At 68.6% G+C, this 26,262-nt stretch carries 18 protein-coding genes; 11 read left to right on the top strand and 7 right to left on the bottom strand.

Translation table 11 applies throughout. The features are described from left to right. Positions 1-77: 77 nt before the first annotated feature. Positions 78-1,886 carry a glutamine--fructose-6-phosphate transaminase (isomerizing) gene (gene glmS, locus NKH51_RS03195; protein ID WP_254763806.1) on the top strand — a complete coding sequence of 603 codons (1,809 nt, stop codon included), beginning with the start codon at positions 78-80 and terminating at the stop codon, positions 1,884-1,886. A 596-nt stretch (positions 1,887-2,482) separates the two neighbouring features. Here the strand turns inward: glmS and NKH51_RS03190 are convergent. Continuing rightward, positions 2,483-3,418: a carboxypeptidase regulatory-like domain-containing protein gene (locus tag NKH51_RS03190; protein ID WP_254763805.1), complete on the bottom strand. Its 936-nt coding sequence runs from the start codon at positions 3,416-3,418 to the stop codon at positions 2,483-2,485. 736 nt (positions 3,419-4,154) lie between these two features. Between NKH51_RS03190 and NKH51_RS03185 the strand changes: the two genes are divergently transcribed. Beyond that, positions 4,155-4,610: an SPW repeat protein gene (locus tag NKH51_RS03185; RefSeq protein WP_254763804.1), complete on the top strand. Its 456-nt coding sequence runs from the start codon at positions 4,155-4,157 to the stop codon at positions 4,608-4,610. Positions 4,611-4,643: 33 nt separating this feature from the next. On the opposite strand, the gene NKH51_RS03180 is transcribed toward NKH51_RS03185, so the two are convergent. Further along, positions 4,644-5,615, bottom strand: coding sequence for an SDR family oxidoreductase (locus tag NKH51_RS03180; RefSeq protein WP_254763803.1), 972 nt, complete (start codon positions 5,613-5,615; stop codon positions 4,644-4,646). A 108-nt stretch (positions 5,616-5,723) separates the two neighbouring features. Beyond that, positions 5,724-6,278 (bottom strand): hypothetical protein, encoded by a 555-nt coding sequence (locus tag NKH51_RS03175; RefSeq protein WP_254763802.1) that lies wholly within the window; start codon positions 6,276-6,278, stop codon positions 5,724-5,726. 193 nt (positions 6,279-6,471) lie between these two features. On the opposite strand from NKH51_RS03175, the gene leuS reads away from it, so the two are divergent. The 6 genes from leuS (at position 6,472) to NKH51_RS03145 (ending at position 12,821) form a co-directional block, all read left to right on the top strand. Continuing rightward, positions 6,472-9,246 carry a leucine--tRNA ligase gene (gene leuS, locus NKH51_RS03170; protein WP_254763801.1) on the top strand — a complete coding sequence of 925 codons (2,775 nt, stop codon included), beginning with the start codon at positions 6,472-6,474 and terminating at the stop codon, positions 9,244-9,246. Between the two features lie 78 nt (positions 9,247-9,324). Beyond that, on the top strand, positions 9,325-9,618 hold the full coding sequence (gene ddfA / locus NKH51_RS03165; RefSeq protein ID WP_254763800.1) for a DdfA family disk-determining factor: 294 nt from the start codon (positions 9,325-9,327) through the stop codon (positions 9,616-9,618). Positions 9,619-9,674: 56 nt separating this feature from the next. Next, on the top strand, positions 9,675-10,424 hold the full coding sequence (locus NKH51_RS03160; RefSeq protein WP_254763799.1) for a J domain-containing protein: 750 nt from the start codon (positions 9,675-9,677) through the stop codon (positions 10,422-10,424). 144 nt (positions 10,425-10,568) lie between these two features. Further along, positions 10,569-11,171 carry a DUF420 domain-containing protein gene (locus NKH51_RS03155; RefSeq protein ID WP_254763798.1) on the top strand — a complete coding sequence of 201 codons (603 nt, stop codon included), beginning with the start codon at positions 10,569-10,571 and terminating at the stop codon, positions 11,169-11,171. 58 nt (positions 11,172-11,229) lie between these two features. Continuing rightward, on the top strand, positions 11,230-12,129 hold the full coding sequence (locus NKH51_RS03150; protein ID WP_254763797.1) for a thiamine-phosphate synthase family protein: 900 nt from the start codon (positions 11,230-11,232) through the stop codon (positions 12,127-12,129). An 11-nt stretch (positions 12,130-12,140) separates the two neighbouring features. Further along, positions 12,141-12,821 carry a class I SAM-dependent methyltransferase gene (locus NKH51_RS03145; RefSeq protein ID WP_254763796.1) on the top strand — a complete coding sequence of 227 codons (681 nt, stop codon included), beginning with the start codon at positions 12,141-12,143 and terminating at the stop codon, positions 12,819-12,821. Between the two features lie 295 nt (positions 12,822-13,116). Here the strand turns inward: NKH51_RS03145 and NKH51_RS03140 are convergent, their stop codons facing one another. Then, complete coding sequence (locus NKH51_RS03140; RefSeq protein ID WP_254763795.1) at positions 13,117-13,527, bottom strand: acyl-CoA thioesterase; 411 nt, start codon at positions 13,525-13,527, stop codon at positions 13,117-13,119. A 130-nt stretch (positions 13,528-13,657) separates the two neighbouring features. Then, positions 13,658-14,431 carry a DUF7001 family protein gene (locus tag NKH51_RS03135; RefSeq protein WP_254763794.1) on the bottom strand — a complete coding sequence of 258 codons (774 nt, stop codon included), beginning with the start codon at positions 14,429-14,431 and terminating at the stop codon, positions 13,658-13,660. 304 nt (positions 14,432-14,735) lie between these two features. On the opposite strand from NKH51_RS03135, the gene NKH51_RS03130 reads away from it, so the two are divergent. Then, on the top strand, positions 14,736-16,292 hold the full coding sequence (locus tag NKH51_RS03130) for an alpha/beta hydrolase domain-containing protein (RefSeq protein WP_254763793.1): 1,557 nt from the start codon (positions 14,736-14,738) through the stop codon (positions 16,290-16,292). Between the two features lie 68 nt (positions 16,293-16,360). On the opposite strand, the gene NKH51_RS03125 is transcribed toward NKH51_RS03130, so the two are convergent. Beyond that, the gene (locus NKH51_RS03125; RefSeq protein WP_254763792.1) at positions 16,361-17,290 is read right to left on the bottom strand and encodes a sulfide-dependent adenosine diphosphate thiazole synthase; all 930 of its coding nucleotides are present in this window, start codon (positions 17,288-17,290) and stop codon (positions 16,361-16,363) included. A gap of 218 nt (positions 17,291-17,508) precedes the next feature. Further along, positions 17,509-18,969: an MATE family efflux transporter gene (locus tag NKH51_RS03120; RefSeq protein WP_425606700.1), complete on the bottom strand. Its 1,461-nt coding sequence runs from the start codon at positions 18,967-18,969 to the stop codon at positions 17,509-17,511. 309 nt (positions 18,970-19,278) lie between these two features. Between NKH51_RS03120 and NKH51_RS03115 the strand changes: the two genes are divergently transcribed. After that, entirely contained in the window at positions 19,279-21,810 is a 2,532-nt protein-coding gene (locus NKH51_RS03115; protein WP_254763790.1) for a DNA topoisomerase I, read from the top strand. Between the two features lie 204 nt (positions 21,811-22,014). Next, a complete protein-coding gene (locus NKH51_RS03110; RefSeq protein ID WP_254763789.1) occupies positions 22,015-26,238 on the top strand; it encodes a sister chromatid cohesion protein PDS5 in 4,224 nt (1,407 codons plus the stop codon). The last annotated feature ends 24 nt before the right edge of the window (positions 26,239-26,262 follow it).

The following is a 26,262-nucleotide window of genomic DNA, read 5'->3' as shown; positions in this document are numbered from 1 at the left end:
CCCGTTTCCACCGTCGGGTGCCGGTTGAACGCCGATCGACGGGTATCGACCACCGCTCGAGCAGGGGTGACCGGCTAATGTGCGGAATCATCGCCCGAATCGGCCACGGAAACGCGGCCGAGACGCTCCTCTCTGGGCTCGAGAACCTCGAGTACCGGGGCTACGACTCCGCCGGGATCGCCGTCCAGAACGGCTCCGGCGTCAAGGTCCACAAGTGCTCGGGCGAGGTGTCCGAGCTCAAGTCGGCGCTGCCAACGGAGCCCCACGGGAACATGGGGATCGGCCACACCCGCTGGAGCACCCACGGGCCGCCGACCGACGAGAACGCCCACCCGCACACGGACACGGCGGGCGACGTCGCCGTCGTCCACAACGGCGTCATCGACAACTACGACGAACTCAGAGCGGACCTTCAGGCGAAGGGCCACGTGTTCGAGAGCGATACCGACACGGAGGTCATCCCGCACCTCATCGACGAGTTCCGTGAGGAAACCGGCGACACCGAGCTGGCTGTCCGCCGCGCCGTCGACACGCTCGAGGGCAGTTACGCGATTGCCGCGATCGTCGACGGCGAAGAGGCGGTCTACGCCGCCCGAAAGGGCTCGCCGCTCGTCCTCGGGATCGACGAGGAAGAGTGGTTCCTCGCGAGCGACGTGCCGGCCTTCCTCGATCACACCGACGAGGTGATCTACCTCGAAGACGGCGATCTGGTCGTCCTCGAGCCCGACTCCTGCCGGATCACCGACCTCGCTGGGACGCCCCTCGAGCGCCCGGTCGACACCGTCGACTGGGACCCCGAGGACGCGGGGAAAGGCGGCTACGATCACTACATGCTCAAAGAGATCAACAACCAGCCGACATCGCTCGCCAACACGATCGAGGGCCGCGTCGAGGACGGCGAGGTCGCCTTCGACGGCCTCCCCGCCGGCTCGTTCGACGAGGTCGAGTCGGTCCAGTTCGTCGCGTGTGGCACTTCATACCACGCTTCGCTGTACGGCGGCCAGCTGCTGCGCTCCGCCGGCGTTCGCACGGAGGTCATTCGGGCGAGCGAGTACGGGTACGCGTCCGGTCCGGTCGACGAAAGCACGCTCACCGTTGCGGTCACGCAAAGCGGCGAGACCGCGGACACCCTCGACGCGCTCCGGAAGGCGGCCGACCGCGGCGCGCGAACCCTCGCCGTCACCAACGTCGTCGGCTCGACCGCGGCTCGCGAGGCGGACGACGCCGTCTACATCCGCGCCGGCCCCGAAGTCGGCGTCGCCGCGACGAAGACCTACTCCTCGCAGGCGGTCACGCTCGCGTTGCTCACCCAGCGGATCGCCGGGGACGCACCGGACGCAACCCCCGCTGCGGACCGCGCGGCGATGCTCGAGGCGCTCGGGGATCTCCCGGCGCACGTCGAGACCGTCCTCGAGACGAGCGGGGCGGCGGCGCTCGCCCGCGAGACCCTCGACAGCCGGTCGTTTTTCTTCATCGGCAACGGCCTCGGCCGTTCGGTCGCGCTCGAGGGCGCCCTGAAGTTCAAGGAGATCACCTACGAGCACGCCGAAGGGTTCGCCGCCGGCGAGCTCAAACACGGCCCGCTTGCGCTCGTCACCGAGGAGACCCCGCTGTTTGCGGTCTACACGAGCGGCGACGACGAGAAGACGAAGACGAACGCGATCGAAGCCCGCTCGCGCGGCGCGCCGATCGTCGCCGTCGGCCCGGACGACCATCCCCTCGTCGACATCGCCGACGCCCATCTGTCAGTGCCCGATACCCACCCCGTCTGGGCCGGACTGCTCGCCAACGTCCAACTCCAGTTGCTCTCCTACCACGCCGCGAAGCTGCTCGAGCGCCCGATCGACAAGCCGCGCAACCTCGCAAAGAGCGTCACCGTCGAATGATCGTCCCCGTCGCCGCGTAACGTCTTTTCGACGCGTCGTCCGTCCGCGAGTCCGTTATCCCTTCCCTGCGGCCAGTGTCCTATCCATCGGTCAGGCACTACTGACTCTCCGCAGCATCGGCCCATCGACGCTGTGGCTATCCCCATTCGGAGCCGTGCCCGTCCGCATCACCGTCTATCGACGCTGTGACCGTCCCGTCGACCGCCGAACGCACGACTCGAGGCCGGAGTCTACGAGTCCACACTCGATCTCTGCCGCCGATCGCGACGCCCGAGTGGAGTGCTCAGCGCCCTGTCCGTCGGAATCAGGGCTCGGCACCTACCCCGTCGGCGAGACCGGTTTGACACCGGTCCGATCGAGTGCGCTGCTCGAGGGGCATCCCCGTCGTGACACCGCCGAGACGGCAGGGGTCACCGATGCCATCGCTACAGCCCACCGCTGCGCCGGCCCGTCCCCACGGCCGTCGCACGTGTCCTCTGGCGTCGCTCGCGGCAGCAATTTCTGGCAGTCGCCGAACGAGACGAGACAGTCGCTAGTGACCGTGGGGACCTGGCGACCGAACAGAAACAGGACCGCTCGCTTCGACCGTATCGCGGTTAGCCGTCGCGCGACTCGAGCAACAGCGTGACCGTCTGGTCCGAGCCGTCGAGCTGGACGGTCCGACGTGTGGTCTCGTACCCGTCCGCGGTCGCGACGATCGTATACCCGCCGTTCTCGCGCTCGAAGACGGCCGTTCCGTTTCCACCGACCGTTTTCGTCTCGCTCGAGGCGAACAGCCCCGATTCGTCCCGGAGTTCGACGGTCGCGTTGGTGATCGGTGATCCGTTCTCGGAGGCGACGGACACCGCCAGAGAGTGGGTTCCGTCGTCGCTGTCACCGCCGTTGTCACCACCGCCGCTGTCGCTGCGTTCCGTCAGCGTCAGCGTGACCGTCCGGTCGGCGCCGTCGATCTGGACGGTCCGTTCCGTCGTTTCGTATCCGTCCGCGGTCGCGGTGACCGTATATTGGCCGTTCTCGCGATCGAACTCGGCCGCTCCGGTGTCGTCGACCGACCGCTGTTGACTCGAGTCAGCCCCGCTATCGAGAGTGACGGTCGCGTTGGTGACCGGCTGACCGGTCTGGGTTTCCACGACGGTCGTCAGGACGTGCGTTTCGACCTCAGTAGTGCCGTCGCCGTCGTCTTCGCCGCCGGTTCCATCGCCGCCGGAGCCGGCGGTTTCGTTACCGGTGTCGCCGCTGTCATCACCGCCGTTTTGCCCGCTGCCGGAGCCGGCGCCATCGCCGCCGGACTCGTTCGCGCCAGTGGACTCGTTTCCACCGGCGGATTCGCCCGTCGAGCCGTCGTCGGCCGACTGGTCGGAACCGCCCATTCTGTCGTCGACCGCACCGAACGCACTGGTGATGGAGGCACCGCTCGCAGCGAGTACCAAGCCGGCCAGCAGGAACGCGATCCCGCTGAGGATGAGCAGCACCTGGACGCTGCGCTGGAGCGATCGAGTCTTCGTCTGCCGTCGTCTGACATTGCGGCGCATTGTGTATAGTAGGGAGACCGTTGGACAGTCGTTACGCGCTCGCCGCTTCGCTGTCGGTCGCCGGGGTCGCTCGCCCGACGGTCGACCGGCCGATCTGAATGCCGGACGCCGTTCCGTCCGCATCTGTCGTTCGGCGCGAGTCACTGTGGGAGTATAGACTCGAGTGGCTGACCGACGAACGCCGCAGGCCATACCGTCTCCGAGCCGCAGGTACGCGTGGTTCCATTAGTCGATAGTTTCGGCGTTCGGCGGTTCACTATACGGACGATAAGACCGTTTCACCGGACGAAACCGTCACAGATCGGCGGCGTTCGAGCGCTCTCCGAGGAACCGGGGCGGTCGACTCGACGCTCGATCGCTTCGAACGCGCGTCGCCGGCGGTCCCCCGTCGAGAGCAGCCGGCTCGACCACGGGATCCTGAAACGATCCCTCGAGTCGAGACGGTGGCACCGCTCAGAGCCGGCCACCCGCGTCGTCCGGATCGTCAGTGGATCAGGTACATCGTCTTGGGCAGATAGTTTTTGGGTCGATCCGGGATGTCGTAACTTCGGATTACTCGAGCGAGTGGGTACTCCCCAGTCGTCCATTGGGGTGCCGTAACGGGATTTTGGCCCCATTCACCACTCCCTTGACCGAGCACCGGAGCGGGCGATTTCCGAACGAGTTTCCGGCGCGTGACTGGAACAGTCGTCGCGCTTTTTGCGTCCTCGCGGGGTATCGCCGACCGGGAGAACTCATGAGCGAGTCCACGACGAACGAACCAGCGACCGATGAATCGCGCGCCCGCGACGACGCGTCGGGACGAAAGTGGCTGAGCGGATTCGTGTCGCTGATCGGCCTCTGGATCGCCGTCTCGCCGTATGTCTACGCGCAAGACCAGGCCATGTTCTGGAACAACGCCCTGATCGGCGCGGCGATCTTCCTGCTCGCGGGGTACAACTACTACCGGATCAGCGACGGTCACTCGACGAGCACCGGCGTCATGTCGCTCGTCGCCATCCTCGCGCTGTGGATCGCCGTCTCACAGTGGGCCATCGACGGTCAGTTCGCGATGAGCGGCCTCGAGGTCGCCGGAATCGGACTGATCTGGAGTAACATCGTCTCCGGGCTCGTCGCCGCCGGGCTGGCGGCGTATATCGCCTACGCCGGCGGTCGAGATGTGCGCACCGGAACGGCAGCCGGTACGCGGTAGCTGCGAATCGGAGCCTCGTTTTTCAGTGTCGTATTACCGCGGCGGATACCGCTCGGCGTCCGCGTCGGCCATGCGTCGCTCGAGCAACTCAAGAACGGGTTCGCTCGCGCCGATTCGGATCCCGAGACGCGTGAGCCGATCGCGGATCGTGCCGGGGACGAGCGTCCCGTACAGCGACCCGAGCAGCGGCACCGGTCCGACGCGGTAGTGCGTGTCTGGGTTCCGGGCGGTCGCGGCCTCGCGGATCGTCGACGCGACGCGCTCGGGGTCGTTGACGAACGGGCCGCCGCCCTCGACGGCGCGGAGCCGCCGGAGGACGCGGTAGAGGTCGGTGTAGTGATCGGGCTGGACGACGGTCACGGTCCGGTCTGGGGCGGTCGTGGCGGGGGACAGCCGCGTCTCGTTCCGCGTAGCCGCGGCCGCGTCGTCGACCGCTCGGACGGCGCGATCGTAAAACGGCGTTTTCACGATTCCGGGCTGGACGACGACGACCTCGATGTCGGTATCGGCCAGCTCCTGCCGGAGCGCGTCGCTCAGACTCGCCATCGCCCACTTCGATGCGGTGTAGCCGCCGATTCCCGCCAGCGCGAGCCGATCCGCGGCGCTGGTAACCGTGACGATCCGTCCGCGCCCGCGCCGGCGCATTCCGGGGAGCACCGCCCGTATCAGCCGATGCGGTCCGAAGCAGTGGACGGCGAACTGGCGCTCGAGCAGGCTCGTCGGCACGTCCTCGACGGGACCGAACTGGCCGTAGCCCGCATTGTTGACGAGGCAGTCGACGCCGCCGGTCTCCTCGCGGATCCGCGAGACGACGCGCTCGATGGCGTCGGGTTCGGTCAGGTCGAGCGCTGCAATGTCGGCCCCGCGATCGGCGAGGGGCTCGAGGCCGTCTCGATCGCGGTCGCGAGCCGTCGCGTAGACGCGCCAGCCGTGCTCGAGCAGCGCTCGAGCCGTTTCGTGGCCGATTCCGGACGAGCAGCCGGTCACGAGTGCAGTGGTCGTCATGGGGATTCCTTCGATAGCATCGGAGAAGGGGATACCCGTGCGTCGGAACCGAAGAGTGTCGCGACCGGTGACGGATCGCCCGCCGGTAGGGAGAACCGAACGCGACCGTCAGTCGTCGAAGAAGCCGTCGTCATCGTCGTCCTCGAACGGGCCGTCATCGTCGTCTTCGAACGGGTCGTCATCGCCCTCATCGTCCTCGGGCGGTCCGGCATCCGCTGGCGGACCGCGTTCTCTCTCGTCCCCGGACGGCTCGTCGTCGGCCGGATCGCCCTCGCTGTCGGCTGGTTCGTCCTCGAGCAGGCCGGCCTCCGTGAGCGCTCGCTCGACGGGGCCCAGTTCGTCCTCGTCCTCATCCTCGACCGGGTCCGGCTCGGCGTCGGTCGATTCGGGTTCGGCGGGATCGTCGTCCGCCGGTGGTGTGTCGACGGCGGTGTCGTCGTCACCGTCCGCCGTCGAATCGAGGCTCGAGCTGGCATCGACGCTCGCGCCGTCATCCGCCGTCGCGTCCGATCGGTTCGTCTCGTTCGTCGCGGCGGCGGTATCGTCACCGGCCGTCAGTTGCGGGGCGAAGACCGTCATCAGCGCCCCGAACGCGAGCAAGACGGCGGCGATGGTCACGAGCAGTGCGACCGTCGATGGGAGGTCGTCGCGGACGCGGGACATTCGTTACCCGAGCGGACGCAGCCGACCGGCTTTGTTAATCTCAGCCCACAGGTCGTACGAGGTCCCAACCGACGAGCGGCGATCGCCGCCGATCCGCGGTCGTCCGGCCCCTCGAGGGCGGTCGAACCCGCGTCGCGCGGCCGAACAATGATATAGCCGGCCGACCGAGTGGGAACAACGGACCTCGCCGACAATGACGAGTCATTACGATCACGCGCAGGTACAGGAGTTCTGGCAGTACGTCTGGGAGCGCGACGACGTCTACGCGCTCGATCCCGACGCGGAGGACCCGACGTACGTTCTCGGCATGTTTCCCTACACGTCCGGCACACTCCACATGGGGCACATCCGCAACTACGCGATCACGGACGCGTACTCGCGCTATCGCCGGATGCGAGGCGACGACGTGCTTCACCCGATGGGGTGGGACGCGTTCGGCCTCCCCGCCGAAAACGCGGCCGTCGAGCGCAAGACCGACCCCGAATCCTGGACACAGGCCTGTATCCGGCGCATGCGCGAGGAACTCGAGACGATGGGCTTTGGCTACGACTGGTCTCGAGAGGTCACCACCTGCGAGCCCGAGTACTACCGGTGGAACCAGTGGCTGTTCGAGCGGCTCTACGAGGCCGGGCTCGTCGAGTACGAGGCGGCGACGGTCAACTGGTGTCCCGACTGTGAGACTGTCTTAGCCGATGCACAAGTTGCCGAGCGCGAGGTCGAACACAACGAGTCCTCGGACCGAGAGGCCGCCGAAGCCGCGACCAGCGGCGGCGAGCGGGTCTGCTGGCGCTGCGAGACGCCGGTCGGCCGGCGCGAACTCGACCAGTGGTTCTTCACGATCACCGACTACGCCGAGGAACTCTACGACGGACTCGAGGACCTCGAGGGCTGGCCCGAGGGCGTTCGCGAGATCCAGCGCAACTGGATCGGCCGCCAGGAAGGGGCCCGGATCGGCTTCGACGTGGCGGTCGACGGCGAGAGCAGCGATGGCGGCGACCACACGGTCGACGTGTTCACCACCCGGCCCGAGACGATCTACGGCGCGACCTACCTCGCGGTCTCGCCCGGACACGACCTGGCGCGGGAACTCGCCGAGTCCGACGACGACGTGGCCGAGTACGTCGACGCCGTCCGGGAGCAAGACCCCCACGAGGTCGGCTTCGCCGGCGTCGAGACCGACGCCACCGCGGTCCACCCACTGACCGGCGACGAACTTCCGGTCTACGTCGCCGGCTACGTCCTCGAGGACGTCGGGACGGGGGCCGTGATGGGCGTTCCCGGCCACAACGAGCGCGACCACGCCTTCGCGCTCGAGCACGACCTCCCGATCGAGCGCGTGATCGTTCCCGAGGCCACAGCGGGGAGCGACGGCGACGCCGGCCGCGACGGTAGCGACGGCGAAACCGCGGAAACGACTCCGTACACCGGCGAAGGCGTCCTCGAGAGCAGCGGCGAGTACGACGGTCTCGACAGCGAACGGGCTCGCGAGCGGCTCGTCGCGGACCACGAGGCGCTCGCAGAAGACGTCACCTACCGGCTGCGCGACTGGCTCATCTCCCGGCAGCGCTACTGGGGGACGCCGATCCCGGTCGTCCACTGCGACGACTGCGGGCGCGTCCTCGTCCCTGCGGAGGAGTTGCCGGTCGAACTGCCGGAGTTCGTCCAGACGACCGGGAACCCGCTGGACGCCGCCGAGGAGTGGAAAGAAACGACCTGCCCGGAGTGTGGCGGTCCGGCCGAGCGCGAGACCGACACGATGGACACCTTCGTCGACTCCTCGTGGTACTTCCTGCGCTTCCTCTCGCCACACCTCGAGGACGCCCCCTTCGACAGCGAGCTGGCCGACGAGTGGCTGCCCGTCGACGTCTACGTCGGCGGCGAGGAACACGCCATCCTCCACTTGCTCTATACCCGCTTTTTCACGCGGGCGCTGGCCGATCTGGGGCTGCTCGAGCGCCGCGAGCCGATCGCCGAACTCCGAAGCCAGGGGACGGTGCTGTACGACGGCGAGAAGATGTCCAGTTCGAAGGGCAACGTCGTCGCGCCCCAGGAGTACGGCGCCGAGACGACCCGGCTGTTCGTCCTCTCGGCGGCCCACCCCGAACAGGACTTCGAGTGGACCGCAAACAACGTCCGCGGCGCCTACGACCTCCAGCAGACCCTCTACGGGATGGCGACCGACTTCGTCGAAGAACGCGAGACGCGACTCGAGCGCCGGGCCCACGACGACTATCTGGCCCGCGAGATCGACCGCACGATCGCCGCCGTCACGGCGGAGTACGAGCGGTTCCGCTTCCACCGCGCCGCGACCGAGATTCAGGAACTCGCGCGACTGCTGCGCCGGTACCGCGAGTACGACCGGCCCCACGGCGAGGTCTACCGGCGCGGCCTGCTGACCCTCGCGGCGGTGATCTCGCCGATGGCTCCCCACCTCGGCGAGGAACTGTGGAACAAGCTCCGCGGCGAGGGGCTAGTCGTCGCGGCCGACTGGCCCGAACCCGAGCGCGACATCTCGGACTACCAGCGCGAGCGCCGACTGGTCGATCGCACCCTCGAGGACGTCCGCGACATCGTCGACGTCGCCGACATCGACGAACCCGAGCGGATCGAACTCGTCGTCGCCCGCGAGTGGAAGTACCGGGCCGCAAAACTGGTCGGTCAGGCCGCGGGCGACGGCGACACCAGGGCCGTCGACGTCGAGTCGGTCGTCGACCGAGTCCTCGAGGGCGACGAGTTTGCGGTCGACCGCGGGACCATCGCGGCGTTCGTCGGCGACCTTCTGGGACGCGACGGCGGCGCGGACGGCGACCAGGCGCTGTCGGCCGACAGCGAGTTCGAGCTGCTCGAGCGTGCGACCTGGCTCGTGACGGACGAGTTCGGCGCGGACGTGACCGTTCGCCGCGCGAGCGACGGCGACGAGTTAGCGGCGAAGGCCCGCCCCGGCAAACCGGCGATCCACATCAATTGAGGGCAGCGGCAGCTCGCCGCCGGCCCGGCGATGCGGAAGGACACTTTTATTCCACCGGGTTCGGAAGGACCGCACACGATGGTGGAGGGTGGCGGTAGCGTCAGTTCGTCGTCCGGCCAAACGCCGAGTCAGGCGGTGATCGAAGCGGTCGCAAAAGCGGAGGGGATCGAGCCGGCGGCGTTGTCCCCGCCGGAGTACGAACCGCTGCACGCCGTCGTGGATCCGGCGGCGCTCGACGCGCTCTTTGCGGACCGATCGAACGGGGCGAAGCGACCGCACGGGACCGTCTCGTTTCCCTTCTGCGGGTACGCTGTCACCGTCGATCGGGACGGTACGGTCGCGCTCGAGGAACCGACCGAGTCCGTCGACTGAGGCCGGGTCTCGAACACGGAAAGACTCTTTTCGTCGAAGCATCGATTGCAGTCTGGATGGAGAGCCACTACGAGGCCCTCGGGCTATCTCCGGACGCCGACGAGCGGGCGGTTCGGCGGGCCTACCGGAGCTTGCTGAAAAAACACCATCCGGATCAGGGCGGCTCTCGAGAACGGTTTCTGCGGATTCAGGAGGCCTACGAGGAGATTCTGGGCGAGCGAGCGCCCGGCGAGCGCGAGACCGACATCGGTGCGATCACGGAGGGAACCGCCGACACACAGCGGTATCAACCGACCTATGACCCGACCAACGGCGACGAGGGCGGCGACCACGAATTGACGGTCAGCGGGGAGTACCTCACACTGACGCTGGCGGGCCTCGTCCACGGCGTCGACCTCGAAGCGTTGGTCGACGGTCCGGTCACCGCCGCGACGACGCGAACGGTCGCGTTCTTCCGCGTCCACAACACGAGCGAGCGCACCCTCTCCTGGCAGGGCAAGACGAACACGAGCTTCTTCGGCGACGACGGCTTTCTCTACGAGGGCTCGAGCATCGTCGCCCCCCACGCCACCGACCTTCCCCGTCGATGGACCGGAACCGACGTCGACCTCGAGCCCGACCGGGCGGTCGACGGCGTGGTCATCGCCCAGGAGATTCCGGAAGCCGTCACGCTCGATCAGGTCATGTACACCCAACACGTCCCTGACAAGGATTCGAACGGTCTCGCGGACACCGAGCGCTACCTCTTCGAACTAAAACCGCTCGTCCGCGAGCGCCTGAATCGGATCCCGTTCAAGCGGCGCTGAACGCGTCGCGCTCTCTCCGCTCGCGTCTGGGTGCGTCCGAAACCGAACGCGATTCGGGCGGACCGAGTCGTGAGTCAAGGGTGTCTTATCGATAGTCGTGGCAGAACAGCAAGCATGATACGGCGGTGCTCCTAACGTCCGGTAATGGCAACCGCTGACGCGAGACGGCGCCTCCGCGAGCGGCCGATGGGCGTAACGATCCTCCTGTCGATCGTCGGGTACGCGCTGGTGCTCGGGACGTTCCTGCTGGACGTACCGATCTATCCCGACCTCACGAACGCGCAGGTCAACCTGTTCTCCCACGTTATCGCGGTCATCAACACGACCGCGACGGTCGTGCTGACGCTTGGCTGGTACTGGATCCGCAACGGCGAGGTCGAGAAACACCGGCTGGCGATGGTTTCCGGGTTCGTCCTGATCCTCGGCTTCCTCGTCGTCTACCTGCTCAAAGTCGGCGGCGGCGGGACCAAGGAATTCGTCGGCCCCGATCTGGCCTACTACCCCTACCTGATCATGCTCGCGGTTCACATCATCCTCTCGATCGTCTCGGTGCCGGTCGTCCTCTACGCGCTGATCCTCGGGCTAACCCACACGCCCGCGGAACTACGGCGGACGGCACACGCCCGCATCGGTCGGATCGCCGCCGCTGCGTGGATCCTCAGCCTGTTTCTTGGCGTCGTCACCTACGTGTTGCTCAACCACGTCTACAGCTACGAGTTCGCGGCGATGCTCGTCCCGATCGTGTAACCCCGCAGGGACGTACCGACAAGTTATCCCGCCGGCCGCTCGTACGCACGTCTAACGAATGCAATTCGTCGAAGAAATCGTCGTGGACGAGTTCCTCCCGACCGTTCGGTCACTGCTCGCGAGCAACTTACGCGACCGGGGACTCACACAGAGCGAGGTGGCCGACGTGCTCGGGATCAGTCAGAGCGCCGTCTCCAAGTACGCCCACGGCGACGTGACGGTCAACGACCGCATCGCCGACGACGACCGCGTCCGCGATCTCGTCGACGAACTCGGGACCGGGCTGGCCGCCGGGGACACCTCGCCGATTCAAGCGCTGATCGAACTCGAGGTGTTGATCCGCGACCTCGAGTCCGGCGGCGACCTGCTCGCACAACTCCACGAGGAAGCGGTGCCGGAACTCGCCGACCACGGCTCGGGGTTCCGCGTCCACGATCCCGAGAGCGAACTCCGGGCCAGCGAGCGCGTCCTCTCGTCGCTCCGGCAAGGGCTGAGCATCCTCGAGACCGCGAGCGGCTTTTCGGGACTGATCCCGGCGGTCGGCTCGAACCTGGTCGCCTGCACGCCGGACGCCGAAAGCGTCGACGACGTCGCGGGCGTGCCGGGCCGGATCTTCGACGTGAAAGGGCAGGCGACGGTCCCCGCGGCCCCCGAGTTCGGCGTCTCCGAACACGTCGCGCGGGTGTTACTCGCCGCGCGCCGCCACGGAGCCGACGTTTCCGCGGCGATCAACGTCCGGTACGACTCGGAACTGATCGACGAACTGGCCGAGGCGGGCCACGTCGCCGCCGAATTCGACGAATCGGGCGATGTCGCCTCGAGCGTCGGCGCGGCGATCGAGGAGGAACCCGAGGCGACCGTGCTGTACCAGACCGGCGGGATGGGAATCGAGCCGCTGATCTACGTCCTCGGCCGGGACGCCCAGTCGGTCGCGGACACGATTCGCTCGCTCGTCTGACCCGTAGACGGATGAGCGACGAATCCGCCCAGGAGTTCTACGGCCGCTGGGCCCGCCTCTACGACCTGATCGCGCGCAGAACGCCCGGTATCGCCCGCCTCCGCCGGCGAGCGGCCGCCGCCTGCCGCCTCGAGCCCGGCGACACCGTCATCGAGATGGGCTGTGGGACCGGTGCGAACCTCCCCGTCCTCCGCGAGCGGGTCGGCCCCGAGGGAACCGTGATCGGGATCGATTTCACCGGCCCCGTGCTCGAGCGCGCCCGCGCGGCCACCGCCGCGTACGACAACGTCCACGTCGTGCAGGGCGACGCAACGCAGCCACCGGTGGGGGCCGCGCTCGAGGACGACGAAATCGACGCCGTCCTCGCGACGTTCGTCGTCGGGATGCTCGCCGATCCGGCCGGCGCGGTCGACGATTGGTGCGACCTCGTCGGCCCCGACGGCACCGTCGTGCTGGCCAACGCCGCGCGCAGTGACGCGTGGTACGCCCCGCCGGTCAACGCCGTCTTCCGGGCGATCGTCGTCCTCTCGACACCGCCGACGACGCAGCTTCGATACGAGAACGAGCCCCACATCCGCCTCGACGAGAAGATCGACGCCGCCCACGCCCGCCTCCGCGAGCGCGCGGTCGCCGTCGCGGACGAGAGCCACGTCTTCGGCGTCGTTCGAGTGACCGGTGGCGCACTCGAATAGTGCTACGTGAGGCCCAGTCTCGCGGTAGCCCGACTATTTTGCCCGCGGTGGCGTGTGCTGTGCGACGGTTCGCCGACGGCGAACCGTCCGCTCGACAACGCGCGAGGGATGAGCGAGTGACCGAAGGGAACGAGCGAATCGGCTGGGGAGGGGGCGGCGATCCCTCGTGCCCACGATAGCAGGACGCTTTGTCTCTTCTTCTCTCGTTTAGCGCTGTGGTTCAGTATATCAACTACCGATTACGCCCTCGAGATGGAGACGGACCGAACGCCACCGGACCGTGCCCATAGAATGACTACGCAGCGGCCTCGAGCCCCTCGTACTCCCGGATTCGCTCGGCCATCGCGTCGGGGATCGGGCTCGGCCGCTCCGTCTCGGAGTCGATGTGGACGATCGTCGTCTCGGCCGTCGCCGCCACGTCGCCGTCGGCGCGGATCTCGTAGGCCATCGTGCAACTCGAGTCGCCGAGCCGGCTCACCGAGAGCGCGACCGTCGGCTCGTCGCCCTGGGTGATCGGCCGCTCGTAGGAGAGGTGGAGGTCGACGATAACGAAGGAGATCTCCTCGGGCTCGAGACCGACCACGTCGCGAAGGTAGGCGGTCCGGCCGGCCTCGAGGTAGCTCGCGTAGACGGCGTGGTTGACGTGGTTCATCGGATCTAGATCGCGAAACCGAACGGGCACGTCGACGGTAAACTCGGCACTCATTGTGCGTTGTCGAAGACGGCTGGGACAAAAGTGCGCACCGATTCCGTTGGAATACACTCCTCGAGATGGACACCACTCGAGGCAGGCAGGAGAACGCCGATTCGCTCGCTTCTCGAGGCCGTGCCGAGCGTCAACGGTCAGACCCACTATATACTGGCGCGTGCTCGCTGCAGAACGCCGGCTCGCGCAGTTGTGCGTCGATCAGGTCCTCGTGGTAGTGGGCGTTGAAGAGCCGACAGCACTCCCGATCGCAGAAGGGTTCGCCGGTCTCGAGGTAGTGGTAGGCCTGCAGCGCGTACCCTTTCAGCGCGTCGGTGGTCCGCGGATCGTCGGCGACCAGAAAGTCGCCCTCGACCTGATTCTCGAGGACTTCCCGCGGCGGTGCGTCGCCCGACACCAGTGCGTGGCGTTGCTTTTCCTTGTAGTACGCCTCGGGCTTCGCAGGAGCCTCGTAGAGGCCGGGCACCGAAACCAGTGCCGGCTGGCCGAGGACGTGTACGCGCTTGTGCCAGCGGCCGTCGTGGTCGCCCCACGTCCCGATCGCGCGATCGAGGATCGCCACGTGCAGCGTCTCGAGGTCCCGTTCTTCGTCGGGCAGCGCGGCGTTGAGCGCGCGCTGGACCGCCACGCCGTCGTAGAGGACGCCGCCCTCGCGTTCGGGGTGCTCGAGGGCGCGCTCCTCGTAGCGGATCGTGCCCAGCATCGTGTTGCCGGTCTCGCGCTCGTAGGGCGACGGCACGCGGGCCTCGGCGAAGCGCTCGGCGAGGTTGTCCGTGCGATGGACCTCGAGGAACCGGTCCCGAACGCTCACGTTGGCGTCGACCCGCGCCCGCAGCCAGTCGGCGACCCCGTCGATCTCGGCGACGGTCGACGGCGCGCGGTAGCAGATGACTCGCTCGACCATGTACGAAGACGTGGTACCACCGGGTGAAACGTTTACGGTCACCGCTGCCGGGCACGGTCCGCGGTAATCGAACCCCCGATTCGATTGGCTCCCGGATCGAGGAACCCGGAGTGGACGGCGTCGGTTGGCTGGCCCGACCTCCCACGGACACGAGGCCGCTCACCAGCGCCCCTATTAAAAACATGCTCAGTTCACACCAGTATACTTTACATCATTATCCATTTTGTAAATTACTTTTGATAGTTACAAATTAGACTACAATCAACACGCCAATATCCCCGATCGTGATACGACAGGTCGAATCATGGCAGACGACACGAACGATATCAACCGAATCGCCTCGAGCGACCGATCGACCGTGCGGAGCGCCGAAAGCGGAGTTTCCAGGCGGGCCGTTCTCGGAAGCGTAACGGGATTGGCGGCGACGGGCGTCGGGAGTACGGCGGTGAGCGCCACGCTCTCGTCGTCGGTCTCGAGTCCGACCGTCGAGGGGCCGATCGACGGCGGGAGTCAGACCGGGGGACCGCTGCTCGCGGCGCCCCACGACCTCGACTCGTACGGCTACGTCGAAGAGGAGTACTTCATCTCGGGCGAAGCGCGTCACGACGACTCCTTCGCCGACGGGGAACAGGCGGGGAAGACGAGCGAGTACAAGACGCGCGTCCTCGTCTATCGACCGAAACGTCGCAGTGATTTCAACGGCACCGTCACCGTCGAGTGGCTGAACGTCAGCACGCAGATGGACGCGCCCGTCGCTTGGCCGAACGCCTACGACTCGCTGATGCGCAACGGGACCGCCGTCGCGCTCGTCTCGGCTCAGAAAGTCGGCGTCGACGACTCCCAGACCGATCGAGACCTGGTGAGCTGGGACCCCGAACGGTATGGGAGCCTCCACCACCCCGGGGATCAATACGCGCTCGACATCTTCGCCCAAGCGATCACTGCGCTCAAGCCCCGCGGCTGGGATCGCTGGAGCACCGAGACCGATCCGATGGGACCGCTCCGGCCCGAACACGCTCTGGCGACCGGCCACTCACAGTCGGCATTCTTCCTGCTGCGGTACATCAATCTGGCCGCGCCGGCGTACGGCGTCGTTGACGGGTTCCTGCCCGCAGGGAGCCCGCTCACGACGGCCCGGACCGATCAGGCTCCGATCCTGTGGTTCAACAGCGAGGACGAGGCCGGCGGCTTCGGGGATATCCCACAGGACGGCGATACGCCGGAGATCGACATCCCGACATCGGGGCTCCGCCTCGACGAGATATCCATCGGGCCTCGCGACGACGAGGCCTACTTCGTGCTCTGGGAGGTCGCGGGGGCTTCGCACGTGAACAACTGGCTCAGGCGGTGGACCGAGGCAGTCCGCCGGCGGGACTTCCGGGGCCTCGAGCCGAACTGGGACCCCGAGGCAGCCGGCGACTACGGCCAGCAGCCAGACGGCACCTACGGCGAGTGTGGCTACAACTACTTCCCGGCGCGGTACGCCTGGCGGGCCGCCCTCGAACAGCTCCGGGAGTGGGTCACGCGCGGCGACCGGCCGCCCCGCGCCGACCGCATCGAGCGCACTATCGAGGACGGGAGCGTGACCCTCGAGCGCGACTACTTTGGTAACGCTGAGGGCGGCCTCCGACTCCCACCGCTGGACGTGCCGGTGGCGACCTACGACGCCGCGAGCTGCGACCTGACCGGCCGGACCGACCGCTTCGACGCGGCGACGCTCGATCGGCTCTACCCGTCCCACGACGCCTACGTCACGGCGATCAGATCGGCGAGTGTGGCGGCTGTCACGCGCGGCCACCTGCTTCCGCGTGACGCGAGGGACCTTCGGCAACGGGCCGCCGACTCGCCGATCGGCGAGTAACCGCCGACGGCGACGGCCCGGTGCGACTGGGATGTGAGTGGTCAGAAGCGGGGATGACTGCGGGCCGGTCAGTCGTCAGCCGGTGCGGCACGCGAGGTCAACTCGACGGGGTCGGCGTCGACCTCGAGTTCGTCGAGTGCGACCTGGGCGGCGCGCTTGCCGGAGACGAGCATGGCACCGAACGTCGGCCCCATCCGCGGGAGGCCGTAGGTCGTCGCGGTCGCCATCCCGGTGGCGATGAGGCCGTCGTGGACCAGCCCTGTGTGTTCGACGACCGCGTCCTCGCTTTTGCCGACCCACATCGAGTCGTGGCCCGGCGAGTCGTGACCCGGCGCGCCGTAGCTGTCGTCGCCGGTCTGGTCCATCCCCGTCGCGGATTCCTCGGCGTCAGCGATGCCCGGAGCGTCGAGCACGCCGCGCTCGTCGAGTTTCTTGACCGCCATCGCGTCGTGTCCGGTGGCGTCGATGACCAGATCGGCCTCGACCGCGATCGGGTCGACGCAGGTGATCTCGCGGGGCAGCGCGTGGACCGGCGTCCAGTTCATCACGATCCCCGAGACCTTGTGGTCCTCGCGGATAACGATGTCCGTGAACTCGGTCATGTTCTGCATCTTCGCGCCCGCGTCACAGGCAGCCTTGATCAGCCCGGAACAGGCTTCGGGGCCGTTCGCGATGTAGAGCCCTTCGCTGTCCTGGGACTGTTTGTACGATACGTCGAGTTCGTCGAGAACTTGCTGGGCGGGGTCGCGGACGGTGACCTTGTTCATCAGGAACCCGCCGAGCCAGAACCCGCCGCCGAGGTAGTTGTTCTTCTCGACGACCATCGTCTTGACGCCGCGCTCGGAGAGTTCCTTCGCCGCGGTCAGCCCCGAGGGGCCGCCGCCGACGATGATCACGTCCGAGTCCGAGAAGTCCATGAACTCCTCGGTCCACTCCTGTCCGATCGCTCGAGTGACGTCTGCCTCACCGACCTGACTGAACTGCTCGAAGTCGCTCATACAACTAGGTGGTAGCACCGGGTAGTGTTAAGTCTGTTGCGGTCTGAGATGACGGTTATCAACGTTCGTGAAGGTCATCACGGCGTTTTGCATCAGCGAACGCGGCCGCTGGCTCGAGTGACACGATAGGCTTCGGGAGCCGGTGGCCGATGGATACTCACCGGGTTCTCGAGGGACGGCGACGGCTCGAGCCGTCTCCAAAGCTCCGACCGAAATGGTCAGTCGTCGACGAACTCCCGGTCGCCGTCACTGCTGGCCGGCTGATCGCCGTGGGCGAGGTCTCCGCGGTCGGCCGCGCCCTCGTCGTCGATAACCACGTCGGTCCAGGTGCCGAGGCGGAACCACGCGATCGCGACGACGAACGAGGCGACCATACCGAAGACGAGCGCCCACCAGATCCCCTCGACGCCCCAGCCGAGGCCGGCGACGGTCACACCGAGCACGGGGATCGTCGCGGACCAGGAGAAGGCCAGCACGACCACGAGCGGGAACCGGAACACCCACCGCGAGAGGATCGAGAGCACCATCGCCTCGCGCGTGTTGCCGGCCCCGCGGAACGCGCCCTGAATGACCATGACGCCGGCGAAGGGTGCCCAGAAGAGAGTCGTGATCCGCAGGAAGACGACGCCCTCGGCGATCACGGCGGGGTCGGCGACGAAGATCCGGATCGCGGCCGCCGGAAACGCGAACAGGACCGCCGCGACGACGAAGATGAGGGCCATCGTCGCCGCGGTGGCCGTTCGCGCGACGGCGGCGGCCCGATCGGGCGTCGCCGCGCCGAGGTTCTGGCCGACGCCGGTCGCGGTCGCCTGGCCGACGGCGCCCGCGACGGCCCACGTCACCGACATCAGCCGGACGCCGATCCCGAACGCCGCGGTGGGCGCGGCACCGAATCGCGCGACGAAGCCGGCCATCGCGACCGCCGCGAAGCTGCGCGCCCAGCCGTCGAGCGTGGCGGGCGTGCCGATCTCGAGCAACCGGCGCTGCACGTCGAGATCGGGCGTCAGGTCGCCCACCCGGAGCCGCACGCCGAAGCGGCCGTCCAGCAGGATGGCGATCCCCGCCGCGGTGGCCAGCCCGCGCGAGAGGAACGTGGCGATCGCCGCCCCGCGGGTTCCCATCGCGGGAAACGGCCCCCAGCCGAGGACGAGGAAGGGATCGAAGACGACGTTGAGGCCGGCCGAGACGAACACGAGCCACATCGCCGTCTTCGTATCGCCCGCGCCCTGCAGCGAGGCCCGAAAGGCGAAAAAGAGGAACGTGAACGGCAGCGCGAGGAAGATCACCTCGATGTAGGCCAACGCCTCGACGAACACGGGCCCGCGCGCACCGATCAACGTGAGCAGCGGTCGGCGAGCGGCGAACCCGAGGACTGCGAGGGCGCTCGAGACGGCGAGCGTGAGCAGGATCGTCTGCGCGACGACGCGGTCGGCGGTCCGGTCGTCACCCGCGCCGACGTGCTGGGAGACAAGCGCGATGGTGGCGGCGGTGATTCCCATCGCCGTCGAGACGAACAGCCACGAGAGGGGGAACATCAGCGAGACGGCGGCGACGGCGTCGCTGCCCACGCGCCCGACCCAGAACATATCGGCCAGGTTGTAGACGGTCTGGAGGAGGTTTCCCAGGACCAGCGGCCACGCGAGGCGGAGGAGGTTCGGGGAGATCGCCCCCGTCGTCATGTCGACGCGCTTGCGTTCGGGGTCCGTCGCTGCCACGGAATATCGTGTGAGAATCTCAGGCAGACACAGTAAAAGGGATGGGCTCGCGGGGCCCGTTGCCGGTTCCGGCCCCGTCGCCAGTCGTCGGTCCGGGGACGACAACAACTGCTTCGCTCGCACGCGCTCGCGCGTCGCCCGACCGCACGCACACCCGCGCTGTCGGCCGGTTTTGGCGAAAGCGTTATCAGATGCTCAATCGTACCGGGCGACGATGAACGATACTCGTCCGCGACGGCGGCCGGGCGCGCCGAGACCCGGAGGTGAACCGCGGTGGAGCTGATAATCACCGAGAAGGACAACGCGGCCCGCCGGATCGCCGATATCCTGAGCGGCGGCACGTACGACTCGAGCCGCGAGAACGGCGTCAACGTCTACGAGTGGGGCGGCAAGCGCTGCGTGGGGCTGTCGGGCCACGTCGTCGGCGTCGACTTCCCCTCGGAGTACTCCGACTGGCGCGACGTCGAGCCGGTCGAGTTGATCGACGCGAGCGTCGAGAAGACGGCGACCCAGGAGAACATCGTCGCGACGCTGCGGCTGCTGGCGCGTCGCGCCGAACGGGTCACGATCGCGACGGACTACGACCGCGAGGGCGAACTGATCGGCAAGGAGGCCCACGACATCGTCCGCGAGGTCGACGAAGACGTTCCCATTCGGCGCGTGCGCTTTTCCTCGATCACGGAAAACGAGGTCCAGAACGCGTTCGACGAGCCCGACGACCTTGACTTCGACCTCGCGGCGGCGGGCGAAGCGCGCCAGATCATCGACCTCGTCTGGGGGGCCGCGCTCACGCGCTTCCTCTCGCTGTCCGCGGGCCAACTGGGCAACGACTTCATCTCCGTCGGCCGGGTGCAATCGCCGACGCTGAAGCTCATCGTCGACCGCGAGCGCGAGATCGAGGCCTTCGATCCCGAAGACTACTGGGAGCTGTTCGCGGACCTCGCGAAGAGCGAGGCGCGACGCGCCTCGGAAACGTCGAGCGGTGACCAACCGCGAGACGATTCCACTCCCTTCGAGGCCCAGTACTTCTACCGCGACGAGGACGACAACGAAGCCGAGCGGGTCTGGGAGGAAGCGGTCGCCGAGGAGGTCTACGAGACGCTCGCCGAGCGCGACAGTGCGACCGTCGTCGACGTTAACCGGCGAACGCGCACCGATACGCCGCCGACCCCGTTCAACACGACCCAGTTCATCCGCGCGGCCAGCGCGATCGGCTACTCCGCCAAACGAGCGATGTCGATCGCCGAGGACCTCTACACGGCCGGCTACATCACCTACCCGCGGACCGACAACACCGTCTACCCCGACGACCTCGATCCCGAGGAACTGCTCGATGACTTCGTCGGCCACACCACGCTCGGCGAATCGGCCGAATCGTTGCTCGAGGCCGACGAGATCGTCCCCACCGAGGGCGACGAGGAGACGACCGACCACCCGCCGATCCACCCGACCGGCGAGATCCCCTCCCGCGGCGACGTGAGCGACGACGAGTGGGACGTGTTCGAACTCGTCGTCCGCCGGTTCTACGCGACCGTCGCCGACGCCGCGAAGTGGGAACACCTCAAGGTCGTCGCCGAGGTCGACGATTACCGACTCAAGGCCAACGGGAAACGCCTCGTCGAGCCCGGCTACCACGACGTCTACCCGTACTTCTCCACGACGGAGAACTACGTTCCCGACGTCGACGAGGGCGAGGAACTGACGCTTTCGGACGTCGAACTCGAGGCCAAGCAGACCCAGCCGCCGCGCAGATACGGCCAGTCCCGGCTCATCGAGACCATGGAGGAGATGGGGATCGGCACGAAGTCGACCCGACACAACACCCTAGAGAAGCTCTACGACCGGGGCTACATCGAGAGCGATCCGCCGCGCCCGACGAAGCTCGCGATGGCCGTCGTCGACGCGGCCGAGAACTACGCCGATCGCGTCGTCAGCGAGGAGATGACGGCCCAACTCGAGGCCGACATGGACGCCATCGCCAGCGGCGAGGCCGACCTCTCGGACGTGACCGACGAGTCCCGCGAGATGTTAGAGGAGATCTTCGCGAGCCTCGCCGACTCGCGCGAGGAGATCGGCGATCACCTCCGCAAGTCGCTGAAAGACGACAAGCGACTCGGACCGTGTCCCGAGTGCGGCGAGGACCTGCTCGTGCGCCGGAGCCGCCACGGTTCCTATTTCATCGGCTGTGACGGCTATCCCGACTGCGAGTACACCCTGCCGCTGCCCTCGACCGGTAAGCCGCTGATCCTCGAGGACGAGTGCGAGGACCACGGCTTGAACGAGGTCAAGATGCTCGCGGGCCGGCAGACGTTCGTCCACGGCTGTCCGCTCTGTAAGGCAGAAGACGCCGGTGAGGGGCCGGTCATCGGCGACTGCCCCGACTGCGGGGACGAACACGGCGGCGAACTCGCCGTGAAAACGCTCCAGAGCGGCTCCCGACTCGTCGGCTGTACGCGCTATCCCGACTGCGAGTACTCGCTGCCGCTGCCCCGCCGGGGCGACATCGAAGTCACCGACGAGTACTGCGACGAACACGACCTGCCCGAGCTCGTCGTCCACAGCGGCGACGACCCCTGGGAACTCGGCTGCCCGATCTGCAACTATCAGGAGTTCCAAGCCCGCGAGAGCGAATCGGGCTCGGACCTCGAGGCACTCGACGGCGTCGGGGCCAAGACCGTCGAGAAGCTCGCCAAGGCGGGGATCGAGGACCTCGAGGATCTGACCGAGGCCGATCCCGACGCGGTCGCGGACGATGTCGACGGTATCAGCGCCGATCGCGTCCGGAGCTGGCAGGCGAAGGCGTAGACCGAGTTTCGGCCCCGTCACTCGAACACGGCCTCACCGACGGACCGATTTTCCCACTGCTTCGATACTAACGGCGGCTATTCGTCCGTTCTGGCGCGTCTCTTCCGTGATCTGACCTTGCCGGGCGTAGGATTAACTGACTGTATCTGGAGGTGCAGTTATCAGTACGACGGCGTGCATCGCGAGCACGCGTTCTGGGATACCATGTCAGGTACGAACGAGATCACGGACGGACCGGGTGACGGACACGACGGACTCGAGGTCACCGTCGGGATCGACCGACTCGAGGAGTTTCTGACGGCCGACGACCCCACGGTCAGGGAGTACGCGGCCGAGACGCTGGCCGACGAGGCCGCGAACAGGCCGGCCGACGTGCGCTCGGCCGTCCCGTCGTTGACCGACCGACTCGAGGACGAGCCGGCGATCCGATCGCACGCGGTCGCGGCGTTGTCGGCTATCGCGACCGTCTACCCCGAATCGGCGCGGGACGGCGTCCCGTCGCTGACCGATCGGCTCGAGGGGTCGACCGCGGTGCGGGTCGACGCGGCCGACGCGCTGGCGTCGATCGCCGCCGACGAACCGACCGCCGTCGCCGACTCGGCGACGGCCCTCGCGAACTACGTGACCGACGACGAGGGGCAAGTCCGAACCCGGACGACGGACGCGCTGGCGTCGATCGCCGACGCCGCGCCCGAGCGGGTCGTTCCGGTCGCCGACGAGGTCGCGGCGGCGACCGATGACGAGATCGTCACGGTCCGGGAGAACGCGACGGCGATCCTCGCGGCTGTCGCCGCATCGGATCCCGACGCCGTCGTCGACGCCCTCCCAGTGCTCGTGACTCGACTCGAGGACGAACCGGCCGTCAGGGAACACGCTGCGCTGACGATCCGAGCCGTCGCGTCCGAGCGTCCGTCGGCGGTCGCGCCGTCGGTCGATCCGATCGCGGCGGCGCTGGCCGACGACCGCGACGCCGTGCGGGCCGACGCGGCAGCGGCGCTGTCGGCCGTCGCAACGGTCGAGCCGGACGCCGTCAGCGGCGTCGTCGACGCGCTGGCCGCGAGCCTCGCAGACGGACCCGAGATTCGAACCGAGTCCGTCCGCGCGCTCCGCGACTGCGCCGAGGTCGATCCCAACGCTGCCGTTCCGGCCGTCGACGCGCTCGTCGAGCGGCTCGAGGACCCGCTCGAGACCGTCCGTGTTCGCGCGACCGAGACGCTCGCGACGCTAGCAGCGGCCCGTCCCGACGCGGTCGGCTCGGCCGTCGAACCGCTCGCTCGTCGGCTGGGTCGCGACGAGCCCGTGGTTCGGAGCCGTGCCGTCGTCGCCATCGCGGCCGTCGCGGACGCCACACCCGAGACCGTCGCGCCCGTCATCGCCGACCTCGCTGGCGTCCTCGACGACGAGGACGACCGCGTCCGGATCGAGGCTGCCGGCGCCATCGCAGCCGTCGCGGCGGCCGAGCCGGCGGCGGTCCGACCGGTCGTCTCGCGGGTCGCCGACCGGCTCGACGATCCCCACGAGCCGGTCCGTCACCGCGTCGCCGACGCGCTGGGCTCGCTCGCGCTCGAGGAACCGGATGACGGGGAGACCGTTTCCGCGCTGGTCGATCGCCTCGAGGGCGACGACGAGTGGCTCCGCGGGGACGCGGCCCGCAGGCTGGCCGCCACCGCGGAATCGCGGACGGCGGACGCATTCCCGGCGATCGAGGCGCTGGGCCGGCGACTCGAGGCCGAGAGCGCCGCGGTGCGGCGGGCGGCCGCCCGCGATCTGATCCCGATCGCCGACGAGACGCCGCGGGCCGTCCGCGACGTCGTGCCGGCGCTCGGCGACCGGCTGGCGGACGACGACGCGAGCGTGCGCAACGACGCGGCGCTCGCGCTCGAGCGGATCGCCGCAAGCACACCGGCCGAGGTCCGACCGGCGCTTCCGGGACTCTTCGACGCGCTCGACGATCCGGATCGGAGCGTCCGCGGAACGGTCCGCGAAACGCTGGTCGCGGTCGCCCCCGACGCGCCGGACGACCGCGGGCCGGTGGTCGCGCTGGCCGCGGCCGAGACCGGCGCCGACGAGGAGGCGATCCGCGTCGCGGCCTGCGAGGCGCTGGCCGTCCTCGGGCTCGAGACCGGCGGCGAAACTCGGTCCGCCGTCGCGGCCCTCTGTGACGCGCTCGTCGAGCCGACCCCGGCGGTCCGCGCGGCGGCGCTGGACGCGCTCGAGACGCTGCTCGCGGCCGACGCCGGGACGAAACCGACGCCGTTCGCGGTCCTCGAGGAGGTCCTGACGGCCGGCGACGAGCGGGCGGCGGCGGTAGCCGCGGCGCTGGCAGATGTCGCCAGGACGAACCCGACGCTGATCGCAGACGCCGAACCGGCACTGCTCGATCGGCTCCAAGCAGCCGAGAGGACCGAACGGCGAGCGCTCGCACGGGCGCTGGCGACCGCCGTCGGGGGGACTGATCGCGACTCGGTCACCGGGCGACGCTGTAACGGACTCGAATCGGGTGAACTCGACGCGGCCGACCGCCAGTCGACGGCGGGCGAGATCGCTCGACTGGCGGCCGCTGATCCGGACGACGCGGCCGCGGCCCGGGACCAGCTGGCCGGCCTGCTTGTGGAGGGCGAGGACGAGGTCGTCCGCGGGCACGCGGCCCTTGCGCTCGGCACCCTCGCGATAACGGGCCGAGACGACGGCTCCGCGCTGGATGAGCGACTCGAGGCCGTCGACGATCGGTCGCTCGACGCCGCGTCGATCGTCGCCGGCGGCGAGACGCCCAGCGATGTCGACGGGATCAACAGCCGACTCACCGGGCTGGGACAGCGCCTCGCGGATGCCGATCCCGACGAGCCGTGGGCCGCCGGGATGGCCACGCTCGCGCTCTCGGTGCTGGCCGACCGGTCCGAGCGCCTGCGGCCGACCGGTCTCTCGAAACTCGCGGCCGGGCTCTCCGCCGAGAGCGCGGTCGTCCGAGCCACCGCGGGACGGACGCTCGCGACGATGGCCGACGACGATCCGAGCGGATTCGACGCGGTGACCGACGACCTGCGCGCGGCGCTGTCCGATCCGGACGCCGACGTTCGGGCGACCGCCGGAACCGCGCTGGCCGAAGTCGCCGAAGTGGAAGGTCTCGAGGCCGTTCCCGACGCCGTCGCGGCCGACCTGCGGCCGTGTCTCTCGGACCCCGACGCACGGGTCCGAGCGGCCGCCGTTCGGACGCTGACGGCAATCGAGGCCGTCGACGCGCTGCCCGCGGTTCGGCCGCTGGTCGACGATCCTGTCCCGCCGGTTTCGGGCGCGGCGACGACCGCGACGGAGCGCCTCGAGCACGTCCGCGACCGCGACGGGACTTCCCGGCGCGATTGGCCCATGGCGGGCGCGAATCCGGCGCGGACCGGTCACGTCGCCGACGGCGACCCACCCGGCGGACGAGCGACGACGCAGTGGCGGACCGAGGCGATCGGGGCGATCGCGACCCCGCCGGCGCTGGTCGGCGACACCGTCTTCGTCGCGAGCGAGGACGGCCGCGTCGCCGCGCTGGCCCTCGAGGACGGGAGTGAGCGCTGGAGCGTCGAGACGGAGACGGGAGTCGAGACGACTCCCGCCGCGGTCGATGGCACCGTCTTCGTCGCCACCGAGAAGGGAGTCGACGCGCTCGCGGCCGACACGGGCGAGCGAGCCTGGCGCTACCGGGCTGACGCTGCCGTCCGAACGCCGCCGCTCGTCGCCGACGGGACCGTCTACGTCGCCGGCGACGCCCTCCACGCGGTCGATGCCGAGTCCGGACGGTCGGTCTGGACGGCTCCGCTCGAGGGACCAGCGGTCGGAATCGCCGTCGACGACGGCGTCGTCTACGCCGCCTGCGCGGATCGGGTACTCGCACTCGCAGCCGCCGACGGACGACGGCGCTGGGAGACCGTGCTCGAGGCTGACGGCGAGATTCGGACACCGCCCGCGGTCGCGGACGAGCGTGTCTACGTCGGCTGTGGCGATGCACTCTGCGCACTGTCGGCCGCCGACGGCTCGCGCCGATTCCGATTCGATACCGGCGGCCGGATCGCGGCGTCGCCGGCCGTCGCGGACGGCGTGGTCTACGCCGTCAGCGCGGACGGGAGCTGCTACGCGATCGACGGGACGACGGCCGCCGAGCGCTGGCGGGTCGTCGTCGGCGAGGCGACGACCGATCCGGTGGTCGTCGGCGACGCCGTCTGTCTCGGCACCGCCGACGGCCGCGTCCGCGCGCTCTCGGCCGCCGACGGGTCGGAGCAGTGGACCCTCGAGCCGACCGCCGTCGACCGGCCGACGGCGATTGCAGTCGCGAACGGGCGGCTCTGTCTCGGCGGCTCGGGCGGACTCGCGGCGATCGGGGACGCGTCGTCGTGGACGGACTCGATTTCGGGGCTGTTCACGCGCTTCGGAAGCGGGTCGCCTTGACGACGCTGCGGGCACGCTCCGGTC

The organism is Natrinema marinum, from assembly GCF_024296685.1.
Lineage (GTDB): Archaea > Halobacteriota > Halobacteria > Halobacteriales > Natrialbaceae > Natrinema > Natrinema marinum.
Note: the sequence above shows the minus strand (reverse complement) of the source record. Positions and strands in the feature narration are given on the sequence as shown.

Excerpts from the sequence above, each read along its gene's own strand:
- NKH51_RS03150 (WP_254763797.1), top strand. The coding sequence starts at position 11,230 with ATGCAATTCGTCGAAGAAATCGTCGTGGACGAGTTCCTCCCGACCGTT.
- NKH51_RS03160 (WP_254763799.1), top strand. The coding sequence starts at position 9,675 with ATGGAGAGCCACTACGAGGCCCTCGGGCTATCTCCGGACGCCGACGAG.
- NKH51_RS03155 (WP_254763798.1), top strand. The coding sequence starts at position 10,569 with ATGGCAACCGCTGACGCGAGACGGCGCCTCCGCGAGCGGCCGATGGGC.
- NKH51_RS03180 (WP_254763803.1), bottom strand. The coding sequence starts at position 5,615 with ATGACGACCACTGCACTCGTGACCGGCTGCTCGTCCGGAATCGGCCAC.
- NKH51_RS03145 (WP_254763796.1), top strand. The coding sequence starts at position 12,141 with ATGAGCGACGAATCCGCCCAGGAGTTCTACGGCCGCTGGGCCCGCCTC.
- glmS (WP_254763806.1), top strand. The coding sequence starts at position 78 with ATGTGCGGAATCATCGCCCGAATCGGCCACGGAAACGCGGCCGAGACG.
- NKH51_RS03125 (WP_254763792.1), bottom strand. The coding sequence starts at position 17,290 with ATGAGCGACTTCGAGCAGTTCAGTCAGGTCGGTGAGGCAGACGTCACT.
- NKH51_RS03135 (WP_254763794.1), bottom strand. The coding sequence starts at position 14,431 with ATGGTCGAGCGAGTCATCTGCTACCGCGCGCCGTCGACCGTCGCCGAG.
- NKH51_RS03110 (WP_254763789.1), top strand. The coding sequence starts at position 22,015 with ATGTCAGGTACGAACGAGATCACGGACGGACCGGGTGACGGACACGAC.
- ddfA (WP_254763800.1), top strand. The coding sequence starts at position 9,325 with ATGGTGGAGGGTGGCGGTAGCGTCAGTTCGTCGTCCGGCCAAACGCCG.
- NKH51_RS03120 (WP_425606700.1), bottom strand. The coding sequence starts at position 18,969 with ATGACGACGGGGGCGATCTCCCCGAACCTCCTCCGCCTCGCGTGGCCG.
- leuS (WP_254763801.1), top strand. The coding sequence starts at position 6,472 with ATGACGAGTCATTACGATCACGCGCAGGTACAGGAGTTCTGGCAGTAC.
- NKH51_RS03130 (WP_254763793.1), top strand. The coding sequence starts at position 14,736 with ATGGCAGACGACACGAACGATATCAACCGAATCGCCTCGAGCGACCGA.
- NKH51_RS03140 (WP_254763795.1), bottom strand. The coding sequence starts at position 13,527 with ATGAGTGCCGAGTTTACCGTCGACGTGCCCGTTCGGTTTCGCGATCTA.
- NKH51_RS03190 (WP_254763805.1), bottom strand. The coding sequence starts at position 3,418 with ATGCGCCGCAATGTCAGACGACGGCAGACGAAGACTCGATCGCTCCAG.
- NKH51_RS03175 (WP_254763802.1), bottom strand. The coding sequence starts at position 6,278 with ATGTCCCGCGTCCGCGACGACCTCCCATCGACGGTCGCACTGCTCGTG.
- NKH51_RS03185 (WP_254763804.1), top strand. The coding sequence starts at position 4,155 with ATGAGCGAGTCCACGACGAACGAACCAGCGACCGATGAATCGCGCGCC.